The organism is Burkholderia puraquae (assembly GCF_002099195.1).
Taxonomy (GTDB): domain Bacteria; phylum Pseudomonadota; class Gammaproteobacteria; order Burkholderiales; family Burkholderiaceae; genus Burkholderia; species Burkholderia puraquae.
The window spans coordinates 42,826-62,768 of the sequence record NZ_NBYX01000008.1; the positions used below are offsets into that span (position 1 = coordinate 42,826).

Here is a 19,943-nt window from a genome sequence, read left to right on the forward strand (position 1 = left end):
CTGACGTCGCGTCACGCCTGAAATGGCGGCGAGAAGCCGGCACCCTGGTTGGGATCGAGGAGAACCACCCGTTGAGACCGAAGATGCGCTCCGTTCTCTTGACGTGCTTGCGGATATCGAAGCCTCGTCCGCATCATGGGGCGTCGAATGGCCGGCTATATGTTGCTTCGAGCGCGTCCCACCGGGACAAGTGGAATCAAACCCGCCGAGATCGCCTCTGTTGGCAATCGACTCGACACGTTTGGCCATAAGCAGCCATTGACGGCAGCCATCGCCGATGGCTGCGCTGAATTGAATAGCAGACTTTTGCCGGGTTTCCGCCGCCTCGTGTCGCACTTTCTCTCGACACGAGGCGATATAAGCGAAGCAACCTGGCGCGCGTCGCTTCAGCGCTGATGCACCGCAGCTACCGCCGCCCGGAGCGCAAGCAGATAGCTTTGCGAACCAAACCCACAGATCTGACCCGTCACGATATCCGCGAAAACCGACCGGTGCCGAAACGGCTCGCGCGCGTGGATATTCGACATATGCAGTTCAATTACCGGGCAGGTCAAAATGGCCAGCGCGTCGCGAATGCCGTAGCTGTAATGCGTCCATGCGCCCGCATTGATCAGCACCGCGGAGACACCGTCTTCAAAGGCCTGATGAATCCGCTCGCACATCGCCGCTTCGCTGTTGCTCTGGAATGACGCCACTTGCACGCCCAGTTCTACTGCGAGTGCCTGCAATTGGGCATCAATCTGTTCGAGCGTGATTGTCCCGTACTGTTTGGGATCGCGCTTGCCGAACATGTTGTGGTTGATGCCGTGCAACATCAGGATGGTCTTCATATCCTCTCCGGTTCACACGCGATCGAGCGGCACGGCAAGCCGGTCGATCACCGCTTGCGTCTCGGGGCGCACGCCGCGCCACCACGCAAAGGCTTCCGCCGCCTGCTCCACCAGCATGCCAACGCCATCGGCCACACCGGCGACACCCGCATTGCGCGCCAGCCGCAAGAATGGTGTGAGACGCTTGCCATAGGCCAGTTCATAGGCCGTGCCACGCGGGCTGAAAACACCGGGCGGCACAGGCGGCAGATCGCCGGTGAGGCTCGCGGACGTCGCGTTGACCACCAGATCGAAGCGCCCCATCCGGTCGAGTTCACCGTAAGCGCACGCGGTTATCGGCCCATACGGAGCCAATTGCAATGCCAGCGCTCGCGCTTTTTCGACATCGCGATTCGCCATCACCAGTTCCGCGGGGCGTGCGCCCAGGAACGGAAGCAATGCGCCGCGGGCCGCGCCGCCCGCACCGAGCAGCAACACGCGCTTGCCAGCGAGCGGTGCGTGAAGATTCGCCTCGATATCGCGCAGCAGACCGATGCCGTCGAAGTTCTCTGCGAGAATCCGACCGCCCTCGAACTTGAACGCGTTCGCCGCGCCTGCGAGCGTCGCACGCTCGCTGCGCTCATCGGCCATGTCGAATGCCGCCAGCTTGAACGGCGCCGTGATGTTCATGCCCTTGCCGCCCGCCGCGATAAATTCCCGCACCGTTGCCGCGAACGCGTCACCCGGTTCGCGCGGCCCCTCGATGGCTGTGTAGTGCATCGCCTGCTGCGTCGCTTCGGCGAAAAGCCCATGAATCAGCGGGGATTTCGTATGGCCAATCGGATTGCCGATCACCGCATAGGTATCGCTCATCGTCGCCTCACTGGTCGAACAGCACGCCATCGGTTTGCATCGCATCGATCTCGGCGGGCGTGAAGCCCAGCGATTGTGCGACTTCGGCATTGTGTTGCCCCAGATCGGGGGCAACCTCGCGGATCGTGGTATCGCACCCGGAAAACCGGAACGGCAGATTCGGCAAGCGCAGCGTGCCGTAACGCGGATGCTCCTGTTCGACGATCATGCCGCGCGCCTGAATCTGCGGATCGGCAATCACTTCGTCGATACGTTGCACCTTCGCGCAAGGCACATCGATGCCATCGAGCAGGTCGAGAATCTGCGTCACCGTGCGCGCTGCGACCCACGGCTCGACCACGGCGAGAATCTCGAGCCGATGAGCGTTGCGTCCCACGCTGTTGTGAAACCGCTCATCGGTGCCAAAGCCGCTCGGCCCGCCGCTCGCTTCGATCAGCGCGGCGAAGCGCTTCCAGGCATCGTCCACCTGCGCGGCGATCACCAGATCGCCGTCGGTCGCGCGAAACACGCCATAAAGCGTCGAGCCGGGCATGTCGTGCCCGGTCTGTTCGGGAAGCACATCTGCAAGCGTGTAGCACTGGACGGCATACTCGTGCATCGATACGAGCGTGTCGTAAAGCGCCATGTCGATGTGCTGCCCTCGCCCGCTTTTCACGCGGCCGAGCAACGCCGCATTGATGGCCGCGACCGCGTGAATGCCCGTGTACATATCCCCGAGCGAAATGCGCAGCAGCGGCGGACGTTCGCCCGGTGTGCCGACCATCTGCATGATGCCGCTCTTGGCCTCGGCGATCAGGCCGAAACCCGCGCGATACGCGTCCGGCCCCGTGTGGCCATACGCAGAGATCGAGCAGTAAACCAGCCCTGGATTGCGCGCGGAAAGCGCTTCGTAGCCCAGCCCGAGTTTGTCGAGCGCGCCGGGGCGATAGTTCTCCACGAATACGTCCGCCGAATGGCAGAGCCGTTCCATAAAGGCCTTGCCGCGCGGGTCTTTCATGTTCACGCTGACGCCGCGCTTGCCCATGTTCAGCTGCAGAAAATAGCCGCTCGAGCGATCGTCAAGCACGGTCGCGTGCTGGCGCCCTGCATCGCCGCTGCCGGGTCGCTCGACCTTGATCACGTCCGCACCCAGCGCCGCGAGGCAACGCCCCACATACGGACCCGCGAGAAAGTGGCTGTAATCGACGACACGAATCCCTTCGAGTGGACGCGCCTGTTTCATCGTTCGGCTCCCGGTCGGCGTGGCACCATCAGACGATGCTCGCCTCGCTGCACGACTTCGCCATGCTGATTGATGAGTTCCGAAGGAAGCGTCACGATGCCCCAGTCGGGACGGCTCTTGCTCGGGCGCATCGCTCCGACGCGAAACTTCACGTGCAGCACGTCGTCGACCCTGATCGGCAGAGCGAAGTCCCAGCTCCAGCCCAGCGACATGCCCGGCAGAAAACGATAATCGCTCTGGGTCTTCAGACCATCGGCAATGGAAAGGCCAAACAGGCCATGCGCGACGAGGCAGCCGAAGTGGCTCGCGTTCGCATACGCTTCATCGACGTGTACGGGCGTGTGATCGCCCGTGAGATCGGCATACGCAAGAATGCGTTCCTTCGTGACGATGTAGTGCGGACTCACGCATTCGTCGCCTTCGCGCGCGTCGTCCCAGTATTTTTCGACGATGGTCATGTCACGCCTCCGCGCGCGGATTGATGGCGAGCGCCTGCGCCACGCAACGCGCGGGTTTCGCCTGAATGAATTCGACGGCAAGACCATCGGGCAAACGCAGCCAGTTCGCACCTTGCGGCATTGGCTGCACGTCGAAGCCGCGGGCGGCGGCGAGCGAGGCTTCGACGTCCTCGCACATGATGCCGAGGTGGCCAAGCCGCCCTTCGGGGCCCGAGAAATCCGGCATGTGGATGAACTGCATGCCGCCGAGCGTCCAGTACTGGCGCGGCGCTTCAGTCGTGCCGTCGACTTCGCGCATCGTCATGCCGAACACCTCCTCGAAAAAGCGGATGTGCCAGTGGATATCGCGCACGAAGACGGCGACATGTTCGAGATAGGCTTTCGGTTCGCTCATGCTTGCGCCTCCGCTTTCTGGCGGTCGACCATCGCACGCTCGATGCCCTTGATGCACGCCACGAGCGTGGCGTTGACGGGCGTCGGCACACCGTGGCGCGCGCCCCAACGCACGACCGAGCCGTTGATGAAGTCGATTTCGGTCATGGAACCCTTTTCGAGGCTTTGCAGCATCGACGTTTTGAACGCTGCGGGCAAACCCTCGGCGGCAAGCGTCCACGCCTGCTCCGGATCGGTCATCGACAGTGTCACGCCCGCCGCCTTTGCGGCCGCGATCGCTTCAGCGACGGCCGCCAGTGAAGTGGCCTTGAGCAGTGGCTCGTCATAAAGCTGGCCGTAGGTCAGCGACGTGATGCCGGTCAGCGCGCCCGTCGCAACATTCACGAGCAGCTTGTCCCACATGGTACCGACGATGTTGCCGCTTACCCGCGTTTCGAGACCCGCGTTGCTGAATGCCTCGGCAATGCGTCGAACGCGATCTGTCACGCGTCCGTCCAGTTCGCCAATGATGGTTTGCTTGCCCACGACGCCCGACTCGATATGCCCCGCGCCGCGCAGTACGCCGCCCACATAGGTCTTGCCCGCGAGCACGCGTTCGCGGCCCACGGCGTCGGCAAGAATGTCTTCGTGACCGAGGCCGTTTTGCAGCGACAGCACCTGTGTTTCAGGCCCCACGAGCGCTTGCGCGCTGCGAATCGCCGCGTCGGTATGGAACGATTTGACGAGCACGATGACGACCTCGGCCGCCCCCGCTTCGTCCGGCTGGGTAGTCGCGCGGACTTGCACCTTGCGAGAGCCGCTTGCGTCGTCGACGCGCAGGCCGTGGGTTCGCATCGCATCGACATGAGCGGGCGAGCGGTCGATCAGCCAGGTCTCGTGACCGCCTTCGGTGAGCGTCGCGCCGATCGCGCAGCCCAGCGCGCCGGCACCCAGAATGGCAATTTTCAAGAGCGTCTCCTTAATGTGTGACGTCACGATAAGAGGCGCTGCATCATGTCGCAATGCAATGGTTACAATGGCATCATTGCCTCACGCAATAATGGTGCCCTGCGATGATCCCGGCCGATCTGCCCGACCTCAAACTGCTGCAATTGTTCGACCTGCTCTATGACACGCGCAGCGTCACGCGCGTGGCCGAGCAACTCGGCCAGAGCCAGCCGACCATCAGCATCTGGCTCGCGCGGTTGCGCGATCATTTGCACGATCCGCTCTTTATCCGGACGCCCGGCGGCATGGCGCCCACACCGCAAGCGGATGCGCTGATCGGCCCATGCCGGGAGATACTCGAATCGCTGCGACGCTTCTCGGCCTGGGAAGTCGCGTTCGATCCGGCGACTGCGCAGAGACGGTTTCGCATCTGCATGACCGATGCGAGCCACGTGACGCTGCTGCCGCGCCTGCTCGCTCATGTGCGCGCGCAAGCGCCTGGCGTGCGCCTGGAAGCTGCGCGGATCGACGGCAATACCGAACGGGCGCTCGAATCGGGCGAGGCCGATCTTGCGATTGGCTACGTGCCGTGGCTGAGCGGCGGCATCTATCAGCAACAGCTATACGAGCAGGATTGGGTGTGCCTTGCCAATCGCAATCATCCGCGTATTCACAAGCGGCTCAGCGTCAACGCGTATCGCACCGAAGGCCATGTGGCGATCACGGCTGGAACGGGCACGGCGCTGCTCGAGCAGGCGCTCATGCGCGAGCGCATTGAACGGCAGGTGGTGCTTGAATTGCCCGGTTTTCTGGGGCTTGGAGCGATTGTGCAGACCACCGACCTGATCACGACCTTGCCGCGCCATATCGGCGAGACGCTGGCTCAGGCCAGCGATCTTTCGGTACATCCATGCCCCATTCCCGTCGCGGGCTTCGCCGTTCGTCAACACTGGCACGCGCGCTACCATCAGGAGGCAGGCAATCGCTGGCTGCGTTCGGTCGTCGCCCGGCTGTTTGGCATGTCGGGAGCCAACGTTATCGGCTGACGATTTCATCAATCCGTTGCATCGACGGATTGCATCCGCAGTCGACCATGACCGCCCGCCCGCTAAGCCTCCTCCCGCCCCGCCACATGCTCGAGCATATGCTCGACAAAGCGGGTCAGCTTCGGCAGTGGCCGCCGGTCTTGCCGATACACGACATGAATCGGGTGCGGCTCGGGCAAATAAGCTTGCAACACCGGCACCAGCGCCCCGCTCGCCGGATCGTGCGCCACCAGAACCTCAGGCTGCAACAACAGCCCCGCCCCCGCGATCGCGGCCATGCGCAGGCCGTTGTCATCGTCGCACGTGAAGACCGGATCCGGCGAAACCTGCGGCCCATCCCGGCCTCCGAGCTTCCACCCGTGACGGCCGTTCCACACCGAATGAGACAGGCAGTGATGCAAGCCCAGATCGTGCGGCGTCTCCGGACGCCCATGTCGCGCGAGATAACCGGGCGATGCACGGATCACCATGCGATACAGGGCCAACGGCTTCGCGATCAGATCGACATCGCCCGTCACGATGGTGATTGGCTGGATTTCCCTGCATATCGACGGCAAGCGCATTGAGGCAATTTGGGGTGAAGTAGAATAACTCGCGAAAATTCGGCGTGTGGCGAGTTGAAGCCGGAGAAAATACGGGTAACCGGTAAAACAGCCCTCTAACTCAAGCAACCAAAATCAATAACAGCAATGCACCATGAGAAAAAAGACAACAACAGCTGAATCAAGTTACTTGAAAATATCCAGATGGCTTGCACTGGCGCCGATTGGCGCGTTGCTGGCTGGTTGCCCACCCATGATCGTGCCGAATGTTCAGACACAACAATATGACAAGGTTTACCACTTTTCCGCCGACCCGCATCCGTGGCTGACGCTGGAAAATGAAGACATCAGCCTTTACCTGTATCAGGGATGCGACAACCCGCCGAGCGAGTGTCGCCTGCAGAATCTGGTTGCGTTGAAAAGCGGGACGCCGCCAGACTGGAAAAGCCTTCTGGATGCCCGCGCGGTCAGTTGGAGAGTCCAGGGGGCGAATATACCCATGCGCCGCCCACTCTCCGCGTATGTACCCGGCACGCAATATCGCTTGATGGGCTCGTTCGACAATTACCCGGAAATCGTGTTTTCGATTCCGAAAAATCTGACCGACCACAAGAACTACGACAAGGCCGACAACAACAACCGCTACGTCAAGATCGAGGAATTCAACACGCTCGCTTACCCACAAGACCTGAACGTGAAGCTGGTGATCTATGACGACACGCATCAGTGGATTTTCATCGATCAACCCAAATTCAAATCGGACAGAAGCGACAACCCCACCGACCTGTTCATTCCCAGCAAACTGTTTCGCTTTGAAGCCGGCGACGATGCACGCCTGAATCAACCCATGGCGCTCTACTACGTCTCGCCAGCGACAAGGCCCACCGGCTATCGCGTCGTATCCGGCAAAGCAGCAGAAACGTGGATCGACAAATACAAGATCAAACATCCCGCCCGCCAGATCGGGCTAGCTGATGTCACGTTTCCTTCAGCGCCACTCACGCTGGATACCCGGACAGTGGATAGCAAGACCGTGTCCGGCAAGCCGACCCTGCAATGCCATTACAGCTCCACCCAGTTCAACCTGGGCTGGATGGATGCAGCCCAGCATGGTGCACCGTCGGAGACCGAACGGAAAAGCTGCACGCCCTATCAAGACCCAGCAGGGACGAAGGGATAATCGAGCCCGCGACATCGAACGTTTCGCTGCCGACTCACCCGAGCGGGCCGGCAGCAGCCGATCGTGCGCTTCGCCAACGTCCTGCCATCAAACCACCGCCTTCAACCACCCCAGCAAATCCCCCTGCGCACTCTCCGCCACCACCGGTTCCGGCGTCAGTAGGCAATAGTGCGAACCATCGTCGACGAACCCCATCGGCGCGACCAGCACACCGCTTTCGATGTCGTCGCGAACGAGGTGCCACGGGCCGATGGCGACACCGAGCCCCGCGACGGCCGCCTGCAGGCTGAAGTAGAAATGATCGAACATCTGCCCGCGCCCACTCACGCCCGGCTGATTCGCAGCCATCGCCCATTCCTTCCAGGCGTCCGGCCGCGTCCGCGTATGTAATTGCGGCACGTCCGGCTTCAACGAGCAATGACCGCGGCGCGCGGAAAACCACGCATCGACCTTATCCGGCCGGCAAACCGGCCCCACCTTCTCTGCGAACAGACGCTCCGCGTGATAACCCGCTGGCCACGCAAAGTCATCGCGCCGAATCGCCATGTCGATACCGCTGTCGAATGAAAACGGGCCGCCCGCCGCAGCCAGGTGGATGTCGACGCCCGCATGTCGCGCCTGAAAATCCGGCCAGCGCGGAATCAGCCAGCGCATCAGAAGTGTCGGCTCGCACGACAGGACCCAACGCCGCGCCCGCGCAGCCTCGGTACGCAATTCCTGCGCGGCGTGACGCATCAGCCCAAGCCCGTCATGGACGGCCTGGGCCAGCTTGCGGCCTGCATCGGTCAGGAAGACACGACGGCTGCGCCGCTGGAACAGCGCCACGCCGAGGTCATCCTCGAGCAGGCGCACCGCGCGACTGACCGCACCATGGGTCAGGCACAGCTCGTCGGCGGCACGGCTGAAATTCTCGTGACGCGCCGCCGCCTCGAAGCAACGCAGGGCCATCAGCGACGGCAGGTTTGCTCGAGTTGATTGTGAGTCAATCTCACCATTCTGGTCAGAAATCATCGCTTTTCCCGATGAAACATGACCCATAAGATTGCGCCATCAAGTCACAAATCGCAAGGACAAGACCATGACCGAATGGATAGTTGTAGTCACCATCACGCTGCTGGCCGTCATCAGCCCCGGCCCGGACTTCGCGATGGTCACGCGCAACAGCCTGATGCTGTCGCGCCGGTCGGGCGTGCTCACCGCACTGGGTATCGGGCTCGGCGTGACGGTTCACGTGAGCTACACGCTGCTCGGCGTCGGCCTGCTGATCCGCCAGTCCCTGTGGCTATTCAATGCCGTCAAGCTGATCGGCGCGGTCTACCTGATCTACCTGGGCGTGAAGATGCTCATGACGAAGGCCGGCAACGGGCAGCCCGCGGCACGGGCCGCTCCGCTGTCCGACCTGGCCGCGCTGCGCACCGGTTTCCTGACGAATGCGCTGAACCCCAAGACCACGGTGTTCATCGTCAGCCTGTTCATGCAGGCCGTGCGGCCCGACACGCCGTTGATCGTGCAGATCGGCTACGGTGCGTTCATCGCCGTCGCGCATGCCGGCTGGTTCAGCCTGGTGGCCCTCTGCTTCTCCGCCACGGCCGTCCGCGATCGCCTGCTGGCGCTGCGCCACTGGATCGATCGCACCTTCGGATGCCTGCTCGTCGGCTTCGGCGTCGCGCTCGCCATCGCGCGCGGCGGGCGCTGACTCGACACTCCGCGCCACGCGCCGATACAACCGCCGGGCGCACGCCGCTGGCGCGCCGCATGCGCCGTTCGGCAGTGTCAGAACGTGCGCGCGATCGTGCGGGCCTCGTCGATCGCGCGACTGCGGTCGACCTTTCCGTCGGGACCGAACAAGGTGCGCTCGACGACGATGCCGGTGACGTCCTTCACGCCCACGAACCGGAGCCAGGTCTCCATGTACGGGCGCTGAAGATCGAACTCGGCGGCCGGTGTAAACGAGCCCGGCGACTGATAGCCGAGCCCGCGCGCGTAGACCACCGCCGCCTTTTTCCCGGCCAGCTTGCCGGCGAAACCTGCGCCGTCGAACGTGAACAGCACGTCCTTCTGCGAGATCGCATCGATCAGGTGCTTGAGTTTGTACGGAATGCTGAAATTCCACAGCGGCACGCCGAACAGGAACTTGTCCGCTTCGTGGAACGGTGCCGCAAGCTGCTCGATCCGCTGCCATGCCGCCGCCTGATACGGCGTCAATGCGGTGCCGCTCAGCCCCGCATATTTTGCAGCCAGCGCGGCTTCGTCGAATTCGGGCATCGCCAGATTCCAGATGTCGAGCTTCTGTATCTCGTGATCGGGATGGGCGAGCCGGTACGCATCGAGAAAGGCATTGCACACTTCGATGGATGCCGAATAGTCCTTGTTGGGTGAGCCTTCGATATAGAGCACGCGTGTCATGAAACCGGTCCTTGCCGAAAGTGACGGCGACGCGCGGGATGCGCGGTCGCCCACTGCACTTGGCAGCCTATCGGATCGACTTATAATTTGGAAACGATATGAATTGATCGAATTAACCCGAATTGGTGATCAATGAACCCTCCCCTCGACACGACACTGCTTCATACGTTTGTCGCCATCGCCGACGTGCGGAGCTTTACCGGCGCAGGTCGCAGGCTGAATCTCTCCCAATCCGCGGTCAGCGCCCAGGTCGCTCGCCTCGAGGAGCAGGTCGGCCGGGCGCTGCTCGCGCGCAATACGCGCAGCGTCACGCTCACCGAGCATGGCCAGATGCTGCTCGGCTACGCACGCGCGATGCTCAATCTGAGCGAGGAAGCGAAGGCGAAGCTGGGTACCGGCGACGCAGTCGACGTCACGCTGCGTATCGGCGCATCGGAGGATTTCGCGGGAGGCTGGCTTCCCGGCGCAATGCGCCGCTATGGCGCCGCGCGGCGCGGCTTGCGGCTGGACCTGACGGTCGACATCGGCGACAGCCTGTTTCGCCGGCACGCCAACGGCGAGTTCGATCTCGTGATCGGCAGCCGGTGCGCGCACACGGGCCAGGGCGCGACGCTGTGGCGAGAGCCGCTCGCCTGGGCGTTTGCGCGCCACGAGCCGCTGCCGGAAGGCGACGTGCCGCTCGCGTGCTTCCCGGATCCCTGCCCGTACCGGGGCGCCGCCATCAAGGTGCTCGCGCTGGCCGGCATGCCCTATCGCATGGCATGCGAAAGCCCGAGCGTCACGGGCATCCTGACGTTCGCACGCGCCGGCATCGCGATCGCGCCGGTGCCACGCAGCGCGATCGACGATACGCTCCGCGAGCTGGGCGTGTCCGAAGGCTTGCCGGAGCTGCCGGAAATGGAATTCGTGATGATGCACGACGCAGGGATGCCGGCCGCCGTCGAATTCGCCGCGACGATTTTCGATGAAACCGCCATTCGCAACGGGGCAGGCACGCGCAACAGGCCCTAGCGGGCATCCTCCGCGCTTGAGGTTCGATCGAGGCACGCAGCGACGCATTTACGTTCGCGTTCGACCACAACGGCGCGCTGCCTGTGAAGCAGCTGCGCCCCGGTCGAGATGCATCGTCGTCCTTAGCGCTTCGTACTCCATTCGACGCGCCCGCCCGCGGGATCCCGGCTGCGCCCGAGCAACGCCGCCAGCGACAGATCCGCGAGCTTGCCGAACGGCGCGCGCAGCAGGCTCGGCAGGTTCCAGCGCCCCAGCGCGAACACGCCCTTGGCATGGCTCATCGCTCGGAATCCCTCGATGCCGTGATACGCGCCCATCCCGCTCGGGCCGACACCGCCGAACGGCAAGTCTTCCTGTGCGACATGCAGGAGCGTGTTGTTGATGCCGACATTGCCCGACGTGGTGCGCTTCAGCAACGACTCGCAATCGCCGTCCCGCGCGCCGAAGTAATACAGCGCAAGCGGCCGCGGACGCGCATTCACGTAGTCGACGACTTCGTCGATCGTGCGATACGTGCGCACCGGCAGGATCGGCCCGAAGATTTCTTCCTGCATGACGGTCGTATCGTCGCCGGCCCCGACGATCAGCGTGGGTGCGAGCGTCCGCTTGCGGGTGGCCGCCTGCTGCGGGTTCACGCCCGCCTCGATCACGCGCGCGCCCTTGCTGCGCGCTTCGTCGACGAGCCTTTTCAGGCGATCGTAATGCCGGTCGCTGACGATCGACGTGTAGTCCGGGCTGGTTGGCCCGTCCGGATAGAAGCGCGCGACGGCCGCATCGTATTGCGTGACGAACGCGTCCAGGTCGTCTTCATGCACAAGCGCGTAGTCGGGCGCGACGCAGGTCTGCCCGCCGTTCGACAGCTTGCCGAACACGATGCTGGACATCGTCCGGCCGTCGACGTGCCCCCGCGCGACGATCGCCGGGCTCTTGCCGCCGAGTTCGAGCGTCACCGGCACCAGATTGTCGCTGGCCGCCTTCATGACCTTGCGGCCCACCTGCGTGCTGCCGGTAAACAGCAGATGGTCGAACGGCAAGCCGCTGAAGGCGGCGCCGACTTCCGGGCCGCCGAGCACGACCGCGACTTCTTCGCTCGGGAATGTCTCCGCGAGCATCCGGCACATCACCTCGCTGGTGCGCGGCGTCAGCTCCGACGGCTTGAGCATCGCGCGGTTGCCCGCGGCCAGCGCGGTGGCCAGCGGAATGAACGTGAGCGCGAACGGGTAATTCCACGGTGCCATCACGCCGATGACCCCCAGCGGCTGGTATTCCACATGAGCCTGCCCGGCCCGATAAAGAAGCCCGACGTGCCGGCGCTGCGGCTTCATGAAGCGGCGCAGGTTGCTGGTCAGGTAGTCGATCGCCTGGATCACGCCGACCAGTTCCATGATCGCGGTCTCGTGTCGCGAGCGATGCCCGAAATCGGCGCTGACCGCCTCCTCCACTTCGCGGCGATACGCCAGCACCACCGCGCGCAGCCGCGCGAGCCGAGCCTTGCGCTGCTGCACGCTCGGCGGCCCCTCGCTGACGAACGCGGTGCGCTGGCGGGCCAGCAATGCCGCCGGGTCGAAGCTCGAGCTGGATTCTGCGGAAATCGCCATGGGACACCTCACGAGGTTGCGTCGATGTAGACACTGTCAACTTGCATGCGGCGGATCATAGGGCGACAATGTGTTCCCTGTCAACATGGGAGCAACGCGATGTCGTCGGATGGGGAGGCGGACGCCGGGCAAAAGGCTTATCACCACGGGGATCTGCGTCGCGCGATCATCGAAACGGCGCTCGACACGCTGCAGGAGCAACAGGGCTGGCAGTTCACGCTGCGCGAAATCGCGCGGCGCGCAAACGTCAGCCACTCGGCGCCGTACCGGCATTTCCCGGACAAGGCGGCGTTGCTGCACGAGCTCGCACTGATCGGCTTCGATCGCTTGCGCGACGATCTCGCCGCGTCCGTCGATCCCGCGGCGGACGCACCGGACGTGCTGCTCGCGCTGGCCTACGCCCATCTCGCATTCGGCCAGCGCAACCCGGATCTCTATCGACTGATGTTTGCCGCGGATGCCGGGGAACCCACGGACATCCATCTCGATCCGCGCGTGCAGGCGCCGTTCCTGCTGGTCGTCGACATCCTGGAGCGCGGCCAGCACGCCGGCACGATCCGCCCGCGCCCGGCGCTCGGCCAGGCGACGGCCTGCTGGGCGCATCTGCACGGCCTGACGATGCTGGCGATCGACGGGCGGCTGGTGCGCGAGAAGGTCGGCGATCACGCGATCGAAGATGCGCTGACCACCCTGCTGGATGGACTCGTGCTGCCCGCCATCCCTGCGCGGGTAGCGAAGGCGAAAAGGCCTTGACCTTCAGCTTTGCTTGAAGGTTATGGTTTGCGTCGGCAGCGTATCGAGGCCAGGGGTGTGGGTACTGCCATCCGACAATCCGGCGGCGCGTCGACAACGCCCGCCCGTGGCCGATGAAAGGGAACCGCCTCATGAGCAAGCGCATCCTTCATGTGGTCAGCAACGTCGCGCACTACGCCGATTCGTCGCAACCGACCGGCCTGTGGCTGTCCGAACTGACCCATGCCCATCACATCTTCGCGGCGCAAGGCTACGAGCAGCGGCTCGTGAGCCCCAAGGGCGGCATGTCGCCGCTGGAGCCGCGCTCGCTCAAATGGCCGCATGCGGACGCCGCCGCGAAAGCGTGGCGCGCCGACAAAGCCAACGCGGCGCTACTGGCCAGCACCGCGTGCCCCGGCGAGATCGATCCAGCCGATTTCGATGCGATCTACTTCACCGGCGGTCACGCGGTGATGTGGGACTACCCGGACGATGCGGCGCTGCAGCGGCTCACCGAAGGCGCGAGGCCGGTGCGTTCCGCCAGTTCCCCGATCTTCACGTTCCGATACTCGCTGGCCGGATCGCCTCCGGCCATCTGCCCCGTCGTGACTGTCCGTTGTCTCCCGAGGTTGATTCGCCATCCGATCTTGATCGACTTCCTGTCGAATGGCCGACGGCACGCGCGCTCAGATCACCTCGAAGCGCAACCCCGCATGGCGCACCAGCCGCTCGATATAGCGCGCGTCGAACATCGTCGCGGGCGTCCAGAAGCCGCCGCCGCGGCCGGTCTTGACGCCGTCGCCGGCGCAGTCCAGTGCAAGACTGATCGCGGCCTGGCCGAGCATCTTGCCGGTGGAGCCGTAGCCCGGATCGCGGTCGCCAGCCACTTTCACGCGCAACGTACGCCCGTCGTCGGCACGGCCGAAGAATCGCAGATCGTAGCGGCCGGCCAGTTGGGCCTCGGCGCTCGGCCCCTCGCCGGGCTTCGGCAGCAGGAAGCGCTCCATCAGGCTGCGCAGCGGCTTGATGACGACCCCCACCATGAACGCGCCGAGGCCTGCCACCATGGCCACCGCGGTCAGGCGGCCCTTGAGGCCCCTGCCCGTCATGACCGCTTCGTCATACGTGAAGCGGCTGCCGTACGCGTTGCCGGCAAGCGCATTGGAGCGATGCACGACACGCTCGTTGATCGCCGCCATCACGAATGGCGCGATCCACGCGTCGAAATCGCGATCGAATGCGGCGGATCGCACCGCACGCTGGCGCTCCGTGAAGCCATGCCCCTTCGGGCACAGCGAATAAGGATCGAGCAGTTCGCGGCGCAACGCGGGATCGGCCGCGGCTTCCCGGACGACGTTGATCACGCTCGCCACCGTGCCGCCCGACGCACCGCCCTTCAGCGTTTTCACCCGCATCTTCACCTGCGCGGCCGGCACGCCCCACTGCTGCCGCGCCTGTTGCTGCAGGAAGTACACGCCCATGTCCGACGGCACCGAATCGAAGCCGCAGCAATGGACGATGCGCGCGCCGGATTGCCGGGCCGCCGGCTCGTACTTGTCGATCATCCGTTTGATCCACTGCGTCTCGCCGGTGAGGTCGCAATAGTCGGTGCCGGTTTCCGCGCAGATCCTGACCAGCGGCTCTCCGTAAAGCGCATAGGGGCCGACGGTCGACACGACCACCCGCGTCTGCGCGCAGAGCGCACGAAGCTGCGCTTCGTCAGCCGCGTCGGCAACGATGATCGGCACGGCCTGCCCGGCCGCGCCCAGTGAATCCCTGACCTGCCTGAGCTTCGCTTCGGACCGGCCCGCAATGGCCCAGTGCAGCGTCTCGCCGGAGCCCGGCAGGTACTCGGACAGGTAGCGGGCCAGGATCTGCCCGACAAAACTGGTGGCACCAAATACGACGAGATCGTGGGTCGGCCGGTTCATGGACGGTTCCTTCGCCGCGGGCGTATCGCGGAGTTGCGTGGCGTCAGCGTTGCTTTCCGGGTTCATCGAAGGCCTTCAAGGGGGTTGGCAGGTTCAGGACCCGTTGCGCGTCCTTCACCACGTCGAGACGCAGGAGGGCGGACGCGCCAAGCCCGTCCAGCAGCTGGCTCAGCGGACCGCCGTGCCGCACGAGCTCGACGTTGCGCGGCAACAGGCGCTGGGCGAACGATAGCGCATTCGTCTGCACCCATGTCTGGTGCCATTCTCCGTCGATGCGATTGATCATGGTCGACGTGCCCATGTGCGACTGAGACGCGACGTGGGTCAACCCGGGCATCGGCACGCTCAGGCTCAAGTCCGGCCGGCCGCCCGGGCCGGCAATGCGGGCGTTGGCGACAGCACCGAGATTCACGTCGATATCGGCGAGCCGCTTGGGCAGCTGATAGCCTCGTACGCCGCGCACCCGCGTGATTTCCGTGGTGACCGGCAGCGCCAGCACGTGTGCAAAGAAGCTCCGGCGCCGCATCGAATCGATCAGCTCGAACGCGTGCGATCCTGTCGCGCCGGGCCGGCGGATCACCACCGCGACGGACACTTCGTCATACGGGTCGTTGTCGCATACCGAGTACGAGAAGAAGGTCAGCGCGACCAGCCCATACCCGGGAAGCGCGCGCAGCGGCTCGAGCGGCACCGGCAGCGTGGTTCGCAGGCGTTCGAGCGGCGCCAGGAACAGCAGCTGGATGCGGCTGGAACGGTAGTAGAAATTCGGCGCCTAGGTCGGGCCGACCCTCGACGCAACCTGACGCTTCGGAATCCGACGGAAAAAATCGATGTTCCCCGCCGCGGGATCGCGCGCCACCGCGTCGAGATCGGGCTTCGTCCGGAACCGGTCGTAGTACCCGCCTTCGGGCACGTCGACCTTGTGCGACCCGAATTCGACCTGTGTAAACCGCCTGTCCATGTTCGTCGCCTCTCGTCGATGATCGACCGTGGCAGGCAACACCCGAAGCCTGCTGACTCACTGCCGTCAGCACGCACTCCAGGAGTTAAGTCAACTTCAAGGTCAATGCGCCGAATAGAGGCGTACGTCGGATTGTGTTTGCACGACCGGCTGGCACTCGCCGTGCGGGTGCCGAATCATTTGGCGGTCGTGCCACGGCCCTTGCCGCGTGTCGCTTCCACGTCCGGATTGCGCAACCGGTCCATCGTCCGCCGCGTACGCTCCGAGCCGTTCAGTTACGCAGTTAGTCGGGCCCGCGAAGAAAATCGGGGACCCCTTCCCCGATCGATGCAAGATAGCCGGCCATCGCGCCAGCGACCTTTCGCACGGCGGGACGTGCCGTCATCCGTTCACGCCACGCAAGCAGGCGGGGCGTTTCGTCCGTCATCGGTGCGCCCTTGCGCGCGCCGAACAACTGCGCCATGTAGAACGCGATGTCGGCGTAGGAATACGACTCGGCCAGAAATTCGCGATCCGCAAGCACGTGCTCCATGCGCCGATAGTATTGCGCCGCTTCGGCGCGCGCAGCCCGAGCGGCCGGATCGTCCGGCATCGCTTCCAGCCCCATCAGCCGGATGACGTGCGGAAAATAGATTTCGTCGCTGCAGTGCTCGAGCTGACGCGCGATGGCGCGGGCCGCCGGAAACGCCGGCCATAGCGCTGGATCGGGCTTCAGATCTTCGAGATACTCGAAGATCTGCGTGGAATCGAAGAGTTCCAGATCGCCGTCGATCAGCACCGGCACCTGCCGCTTCGGGTTGATGCGCAGCACATCCGGATGTTTGGGATCGTAGCCGCGAAGCTGGCTGAACGGCACCATCACCCGCTCGAAGTCGATGCCCTTCTCGTGCGCCGCAATCTCGACCTTCGCCCCGAACATGCTCAGTGGCCCGGAAATTATCTTCATCGTCTGATCCCTCGTGATGTCATGCTGCGCAACCCGCATCGAATACGCTCACGCGCGAACCGCCGAGCGTCCGGCAGGCACCACCCGATGCGTGTCGGCAGCGCGGATCGCGCCAGTTCATGTTCGACCTCCGCGTCGATGCAACGGATCGGGAATGCGGAACAGCATAAGCCCGATAACATGACACCTCATGTCAGGTATTTGAGGTAACGTGTCATCCATGAAAGCGAGCCGCCTGTTGTCGATCATGATGATGCTGCAAGCGCGCGGCCGGATGACCGCACCGGCACTGGCCGACGCGCTGGAAGTGTCCGAGCGCACGATCCTGCGCGATATCGACCAGCTTTCCACGGCCGGCGTGCCGATCTGGGGCGATCGTGGCCGCAACGGCGGCTTTCAGTTGAGCGACGGCTGGCGTACCGATCTCACGGGGCTCACCGAGCACGAAGCGCACGCGCTGATTCTGGCGGGCCTGCCCGGGCCCGCGAGAGAACTGGGCCTCGACGGCATGGCGACCTCGGCGCGGCTGAAGATGATCGCGAGCCTGCCGCCCGGCTCGCGCGAGCACGCCGATCGCGTCGCCAGCCGGCTGCATGTCGATACCGTGGATTGGTATCGCGCGCAGGAAACGCCGGCATTCCTGCGTGAAGCCGCCGATGCGGTGTGGGGTGCGTACCGTATCGACGTGAAGTATCAGAGCTGGCGCGGCGTGTCCCGCCGCGAACTCGAGCCGCTCGGCCTCGTGCTCAAGGGGGGCGCCTGGTACCTGATTGCCCGGGTAGTCGGCAAGCCAGGCGCACTCACGTTCCGGGTCGCGAATATCCTCGAACTCAATGCATCGCGCCGCCGCTTCAAACGTCCTGCGCGATTCGACCTGGCGACGCACTGGCGCGACGCGATGAGCCGGTATGAAGCCGACCTCGATCGGCTGACCGCCCATATCGCCGTGTCGCCGCGCGGCGAAACCTGGCTGGCCAACGCGCGGATCAAGGCCGCGCCAGTCGCGCAGAAGGCAAGCAGCGCGGAGGTGCCGCCGGGATGGAAAACGTTCCTGATGCCCATCGAATCCATCGAGCATGGCGCGCGGAGACTACTGGGGTACGGTGCACATGTGAAGATCCTGGGGCCGCAGGCGCTCAAGGATCAGTTCATCGAAGAGTTGTCGCAGGTGAACGCGCTTTATCAGGCAGGCGACGATTGAAGCACCGCCTACTGCACCGATGCGGCCGCGCGATTCGGAACAATGGAACCCTTGCGCGCATCAAGTTCGAAGTCGCGCTTCTCAACGTGAGATTTCCGGGGCTCGCCGGGCGATCATCGCGCTTCGCCGCATCCCTGACCGCTACCGCCACAGTCCATCGACGGACGATGGACCGTCACCGGCGAACGGCCGACAGTTCCGGCATCGCCGCTCGATCGTGCAGGCCGGAATGCCGGGGATCGGCCGCCACGAGCGCGAGTGCCGCGCCTGTTGCAAACGCCTTGCCGCATTACGTTCCTGTTCGAGGAAGTAGAGGGAAGCGAGTTCGCGACGGAAAATGTCTCTCTCCCGTCGTGGATTTACGATCTGCGGTTTTCTCACTGCGACGACGGCCGCATCCAGATCGACCTGTATCCGTCGAGCGGCTTCGGCACAATCAGATCTCGTCGGAAAACTCGTCGAGAAAGCGCTGCAATCGATCGCGGCGGACAATCGCCAGGCGCGTACCGGTGATGGTCTGGAAACCGGTTGAAAGCTTCAGCAGCTTCGTGCGGAAGTGATCGATCGCGAATCGCGCGTCGTCGAGCTCCCGTTCCGATGCATGCGGATCGGCCGGGTCATACAGCGCGCTGCCCATTCGCCCCGCGACATAAAAGCACCGCGCGACGCCAACCATGCCGATCGCATCGAGCCGGTCGGCGTCCTGCAGCACCTTGGCTTCCAGCGTCTTCGGCGCGATACAGGCGAAAAAACTGTGCGCCTCGACCGCGTGCGCGACGGCGTCGATCTTCGCGTCCGGCCAATCCAGCGACTTCAGCACCTGCCGGGCCTTTTCCGCCGACAGCCGCGATGCCTGCGCGCGAAGCGGCGAATGCTTCTCCACCGCCACGCAGTCGTGCAGCAGTGTCGCCGCAAACAGCACCTCGGCGTCTCCCCCCTCCTTCGCCTGGATCGCGGCTGCGTTCTTCCACACGCGTTGCAGATGCGACGTGTCGTGGGAGCCATCGCCATTGGCGTCGCTCCAGTGCGCCAGCAAGGCCTTGGCCAGATCCTGAAAGGGGGCGAACGCAGGGAGAGTCATCGGGAAAGGCGGTCGAGGTCGGGATGCCGATTATCGCCGCAAGCGCCGCGCGGCACACGATCCACAAGCCGATCCGCCGTTGATTCCGACATATCGGGCAAATCGTTAACGCCGGCAGAACCCGGTTGGCTTATAGTGCGGGTTGCCAATTCGACGAGGAACGCCGCAATGACATTGCTGGCCAATGGTCCATTTGAAGTGAAACTGAATCCGGAATCCCTGAGTACCGTCGCGGAACAGACCGGGCTCGGCCGCATGTCGCTCGACAAGCAGTATCACGGCGACCTGGAAGCCGTCAGTCATGGAGAGATGCTCGCGTTTCGAAGCAGCGTCCAGGGCTCGGCGGGCTATGTGGCGATGGAAACCGTGCAAGGCGTGCTGGGCGGCCACCACGGCAGTTTTGTCCTGCAGCACAGTTCCACCATGACCCGCGGGCAGCCGCAGCAGTCGATCACCGTCGTGCCCGATTCCGGAACGGGAGAATTGCTGGGGCTTTCCGGCTCGATGATCATCATCATCGACAACGGCCAGCATTCGTACCGCTTCGACTACACGCTGCCTGACGCGCCTCGGTAAGCCGACTCAAGGCGACGCGGCAGCGTCACGGTGGCGCCGCGCCCGGACAG

20 protein-coding genes and 2 pseudogenes are annotated in these 19,943 nt (G+C 64.1%); 8 read left to right on the forward strand and 14 right to left on the reverse strand.

What is annotated here, in order from left to right; translation table 11 throughout:
• Window positions 1–386 precede the first annotated feature (386 nt).
• The 6 genes from aroQ to B7G54_RS17145 are packed head-to-tail and all read right to left on the reverse strand — an operon-like array spanning window position 387 to window position 4,703.
• Window positions 387–830: a type II 3-dehydroquinate dehydratase gene (gene aroQ / locus B7G54_RS17120; protein ID WP_085040140.1), complete on the reverse strand. Its 444-nt coding sequence runs from the start codon at window positions 828–830 to the stop codon at window positions 387–389.
• A gap of 12 nt (window positions 831–842) precedes the next feature.
• Window positions 843–1,682, reverse strand: a complete 840-nt coding sequence (gene aroE, locus B7G54_RS17125) for a shikimate dehydrogenase (RefSeq protein ID WP_085040141.1) — start codon at window positions 1,680–1,682, stop codon at window positions 843–845.
• 7 nt (window positions 1,683–1,689) lie between these two features.
• Window positions 1,690–2,904 (reverse strand): CaiB/BaiF CoA transferase family protein, encoded by a 1,215-nt coding sequence (locus B7G54_RS17130; protein ID WP_085040142.1) that lies wholly within the window; start codon window positions 2,902–2,904, stop codon window positions 1,690–1,692.
• Complete coding sequence (locus B7G54_RS17135) at window positions 2,901–3,362, reverse strand: MaoC family dehydratase (protein WP_085040143.1); 462 nt, start codon at window positions 3,360–3,362, stop codon at window positions 2,901–2,903. Before B7G54_RS17135 ends, B7G54_RS17130 begins: the two co-directional genes overlap by 4 nt.
• A 1-nt stretch (window position 3,363) precedes the next feature.
• Window positions 3,364–3,756, reverse strand: coding sequence for a VOC family protein (locus tag B7G54_RS17140; protein ID WP_085040144.1), 393 nt, complete (start codon window positions 3,754–3,756; stop codon window positions 3,364–3,366).
• The gene (locus B7G54_RS17145) at window positions 3,753–4,703 is read right to left on the reverse strand and encodes a ketopantoate reductase family protein (RefSeq protein WP_085040145.1); all 951 of its coding nucleotides are present in this window, start codon (window positions 4,701–4,703) and stop codon (window positions 3,753–3,755) included. The genes B7G54_RS17140 and B7G54_RS17145 overlap by 4 nt, the downstream gene beginning before the upstream one ends.
• A 104-nt stretch (window positions 4,704–4,807) precedes the next feature.
• On the opposite strand from B7G54_RS17145, the gene B7G54_RS17150 reads away from it, so the two are divergent.
• Window positions 4,808–5,728 carry a LysR family transcriptional regulator gene (locus B7G54_RS17150; protein ID WP_085040146.1) on the forward strand — a complete coding sequence of 307 codons (921 nt, stop codon included), beginning with the start codon at window positions 4,808–4,810 and terminating at the stop codon, window positions 5,726–5,728.
• A gap of 62 nt (window positions 5,729–5,790) precedes the next feature.
• Here B7G54_RS17150 and B7G54_RS17155 read toward each other — a convergent pair whose 3' ends face one another.
• Window positions 5,791–6,291 carry a LysR substrate-binding domain-containing protein gene (locus B7G54_RS17155; RefSeq protein ID WP_085040147.1) on the reverse strand — a complete coding sequence of 167 codons (501 nt, stop codon included), beginning with the start codon at window positions 6,289–6,291 and terminating at the stop codon, window positions 5,791–5,793.
• Between the two features lie 133 nt (window positions 6,292–6,424).
• Between B7G54_RS17155 and B7G54_RS38640 the strand changes: the two genes are divergently transcribed.
• A complete protein-coding gene (locus B7G54_RS38640; protein ID WP_133059179.1) occupies window positions 6,425–7,450 on the forward strand; it encodes a hypothetical protein in 1,026 nt (341 codons plus the stop codon).
• A gap of 87 nt (window positions 7,451–7,537) precedes the next feature.
• On the opposite strand, the gene B7G54_RS17165 is transcribed toward B7G54_RS38640, so the two are convergent.
• Entirely contained in the window at window positions 7,538–8,461 is a 924-nt protein-coding gene (locus B7G54_RS17165; RefSeq protein WP_085040149.1) for a LysR family transcriptional regulator, read from the reverse strand.
• Window positions 8,462–8,528: 67 nt separating this feature from the next.
• Here B7G54_RS17165 and B7G54_RS17170 point away from each other — a divergent pair, with 67 nt between their 5' ends.
• On the forward strand, window positions 8,529–9,146 hold the full coding sequence (locus B7G54_RS17170) for a LysE family translocator (protein ID WP_085040150.1): 618 nt from the start codon (window positions 8,529–8,531) through the stop codon (window positions 9,144–9,146).
• Between the two features lie 77 nt (window positions 9,147–9,223).
• On the opposite strand, the gene B7G54_RS17175 is transcribed toward B7G54_RS17170, so the two are convergent.
• A complete protein-coding gene (locus B7G54_RS17175; protein WP_085040151.1) occupies window positions 9,224–9,856 on the reverse strand; it encodes an FMN-dependent NADH-azoreductase in 633 nt (210 codons plus the stop codon).
• 132 nt (window positions 9,857–9,988) lie between these two features.
• Here B7G54_RS17175 and B7G54_RS17180 point away from each other — a divergent pair, with 132 nt between their 5' ends.
• On the forward strand, window positions 9,989–10,867 hold the full coding sequence (locus B7G54_RS17180) for a LysR substrate-binding domain-containing protein (protein WP_085040152.1): 879 nt from the start codon (window positions 9,989–9,991) through the stop codon (window positions 10,865–10,867).
• Between the two features lie 122 nt (window positions 10,868–10,989).
• On the opposite strand, the gene B7G54_RS17185 is transcribed toward B7G54_RS17180, so the two are convergent.
• Complete coding sequence (locus B7G54_RS17185) at window positions 10,990–12,465, reverse strand: coniferyl aldehyde dehydrogenase (RefSeq protein WP_085040153.1); 1,476 nt, start codon at window positions 12,463–12,465, stop codon at window positions 10,990–10,992.
• A 99-nt stretch (window positions 12,466–12,564) separates the two neighbouring features.
• Here B7G54_RS17185 and B7G54_RS17190 point away from each other — a divergent pair, with 99 nt between their 5' ends.
• Both B7G54_RS17190 and B7G54_RS40125 read left to right on the forward strand, forming a co-directional pair.
• Window positions 12,565–13,218, forward strand: coding sequence for a TetR/AcrR family transcriptional regulator (locus B7G54_RS17190; protein ID WP_085040154.1), 654 nt, complete (start codon window positions 12,565–12,567; stop codon window positions 13,216–13,218).
• A gap of 131 nt (window positions 13,219–13,349) precedes the next feature.
• Window positions 13,350–13,712, forward strand: a pseudogene (locus B7G54_RS40125) (type 1 glutamine amidotransferase family protein); the annotation flags it as partial.
• A gap of 171 nt (window positions 13,713–13,883) precedes the next feature.
• On the opposite strand, the gene B7G54_RS17200 reads toward B7G54_RS40125, so the two are convergent.
• The 3 genes and pseudogenes from B7G54_RS17200 to B7G54_RS17210 all read right to left on the reverse strand — a co-directional run bounded on the left by B7G54_RS17200 (window position 13,884) and on the right by B7G54_RS17210 (window position 17,035).
• The gene (locus B7G54_RS17200; RefSeq protein WP_085040341.1) at window positions 13,884–15,128 is read right to left on the reverse strand and encodes a saccharopine dehydrogenase family protein; all 1,245 of its coding nucleotides are present in this window, start codon (window positions 15,126–15,128) and stop codon (window positions 13,884–13,886) included.
• Window positions 15,129–15,171: 43 nt separating this feature from the next.
• Window positions 15,172–16,089 (reverse strand): annotated as a pseudogene (locus B7G54_RS17205) (acetoacetate decarboxylase).
• A gap of 283 nt (window positions 16,090–16,372) precedes the next feature.
• Complete coding sequence (locus B7G54_RS17210; RefSeq protein WP_085040342.1) at window positions 16,373–17,035, reverse strand: glutathione S-transferase family protein; 663 nt, start codon at window positions 17,033–17,035, stop codon at window positions 16,373–16,375.
• Between the two features lie 220 nt (window positions 17,036–17,255).
• Here B7G54_RS17210 and B7G54_RS17215 point away from each other — a divergent pair, with 220 nt between their 5' ends.
• Entirely contained in the window at window positions 17,256–18,236 is a 981-nt protein-coding gene (locus B7G54_RS17215) for a helix-turn-helix transcriptional regulator (protein WP_085040155.1), read from the forward strand.
• 436 nt (window positions 18,237–18,672) lie between these two features.
• Here B7G54_RS17215 and B7G54_RS17220 read toward each other — a convergent pair whose 3' ends face one another.
• Window positions 18,673–19,317: an HD domain-containing protein gene (locus tag B7G54_RS17220; protein ID WP_085040156.1), complete on the reverse strand. Its 645-nt coding sequence runs from the start codon at window positions 19,315–19,317 to the stop codon at window positions 18,673–18,675.
• 168 nt (window positions 19,318–19,485) lie between these two features.
• Between B7G54_RS17220 and B7G54_RS17225 the strand changes: the two genes are divergently transcribed.
• Window positions 19,486–19,893 carry a DUF3224 domain-containing protein gene (locus B7G54_RS17225; protein ID WP_085040157.1) on the forward strand — a complete coding sequence of 136 codons (408 nt, stop codon included), beginning with the start codon at window positions 19,486–19,488 and terminating at the stop codon, window positions 19,891–19,893.
• The last annotated feature ends 50 nt before the right edge of the window (window positions 19,894–19,943 follow it).

Bases quoted from the DNA above. Each gene is read 5' to 3' on its own strand.
- aroQ (WP_085040140.1), bottom strand. From the start codon at position 830: ATGAAGACCATCCTGATGTTGCACGGCATCAACCACAACATGTTCGGC.
- aroE (WP_085040141.1), bottom strand. From the start codon at position 1,682: ATGAGCGATACCTATGCGGTGATCGGCAATCCGATTGGCCATACGAAA.
- B7G54_RS17130 (WP_085040142.1), bottom strand. From the start codon at position 2,904: ATGAAACAGGCGCGTCCACTCGAAGGGATTCGTGTCGTCGATTACAGC.
- B7G54_RS17135 (WP_085040143.1), bottom strand. From the start codon at position 3,362: ATGACCATCGTCGAAAAATACTGGGACGACGCGCGCGAAGGCGACGAA.
- B7G54_RS17140 (WP_085040144.1), bottom strand. From the start codon at position 3,756: ATGAGCGAACCGAAAGCCTATCTCGAACATGTCGCCGTCTTCGTGCGC.
- B7G54_RS17150 (WP_085040146.1), top strand. From the start codon at position 4,808: ATGATCCCGGCCGATCTGCCCGACCTCAAACTGCTGCAATTGTTCGAC.
- B7G54_RS17155 (WP_085040147.1), bottom strand. From the start codon at position 6,291: ATGCGCTTGCCGTCGATATGCAGGGAAATCCAGCCAATCACCATCGTG.
- B7G54_RS38640 (WP_133059179.1), top strand. From the start codon at position 6,425: ATGAGAAAAAAGACAACAACAGCTGAATCAAGTTACTTGAAAATATCC.
- B7G54_RS17165 (WP_085040149.1), bottom strand. From the start codon at position 8,461: ATGATTTCTGACCAGAATGGTGAGATTGACTCACAATCAACTCGAGCA.
- B7G54_RS17170 (WP_085040150.1), top strand. From the start codon at position 8,529: ATGACCGAATGGATAGTTGTAGTCACCATCACGCTGCTGGCCGTCATC.
- B7G54_RS17175 (WP_085040151.1), bottom strand. From the start codon at position 9,856: ATGACACGCGTGCTCTATATCGAAGGCTCACCCAACAAGGACTATTCG.
- B7G54_RS17180 (WP_085040152.1), top strand. From the start codon at position 9,989: ATGAACCCTCCCCTCGACACGACACTGCTTCATACGTTTGTCGCCATC.
- B7G54_RS17185 (WP_085040153.1), bottom strand. From the start codon at position 12,465: ATGGCGATTTCCGCAGAATCCAGCTCGAGCTTCGACCCGGCGGCATTG.
- B7G54_RS17190 (WP_085040154.1), top strand. From the start codon at position 12,565: ATGTCGTCGGATGGGGAGGCGGACGCCGGGCAAAAGGCTTATCACCAC.
- B7G54_RS17200 (WP_085040341.1), bottom strand. From the start codon at position 15,128: ATGAACCGGCCGACCCACGATCTCGTCGTATTTGGTGCCACCAGTTTT.
- B7G54_RS17210 (WP_085040342.1), bottom strand. From the start codon at position 17,035: ATGAAGATAATTTCCGGGCCACTGAGCATGTTCGGGGCGAAGGTCGAG.
- B7G54_RS17215 (WP_085040155.1), top strand. From the start codon at position 17,256: ATGAAAGCGAGCCGCCTGTTGTCGATCATGATGATGCTGCAAGCGCGC.
- B7G54_RS17220 (WP_085040156.1), bottom strand. From the start codon at position 19,317: ATGACTCTCCCTGCGTTCGCCCCCTTTCAGGATCTGGCCAAGGCCTTG.
- B7G54_RS17225 (WP_085040157.1), top strand. From the start codon at position 19,486: ATGACATTGCTGGCCAATGGTCCATTTGAAGTGAAACTGAATCCGGAA.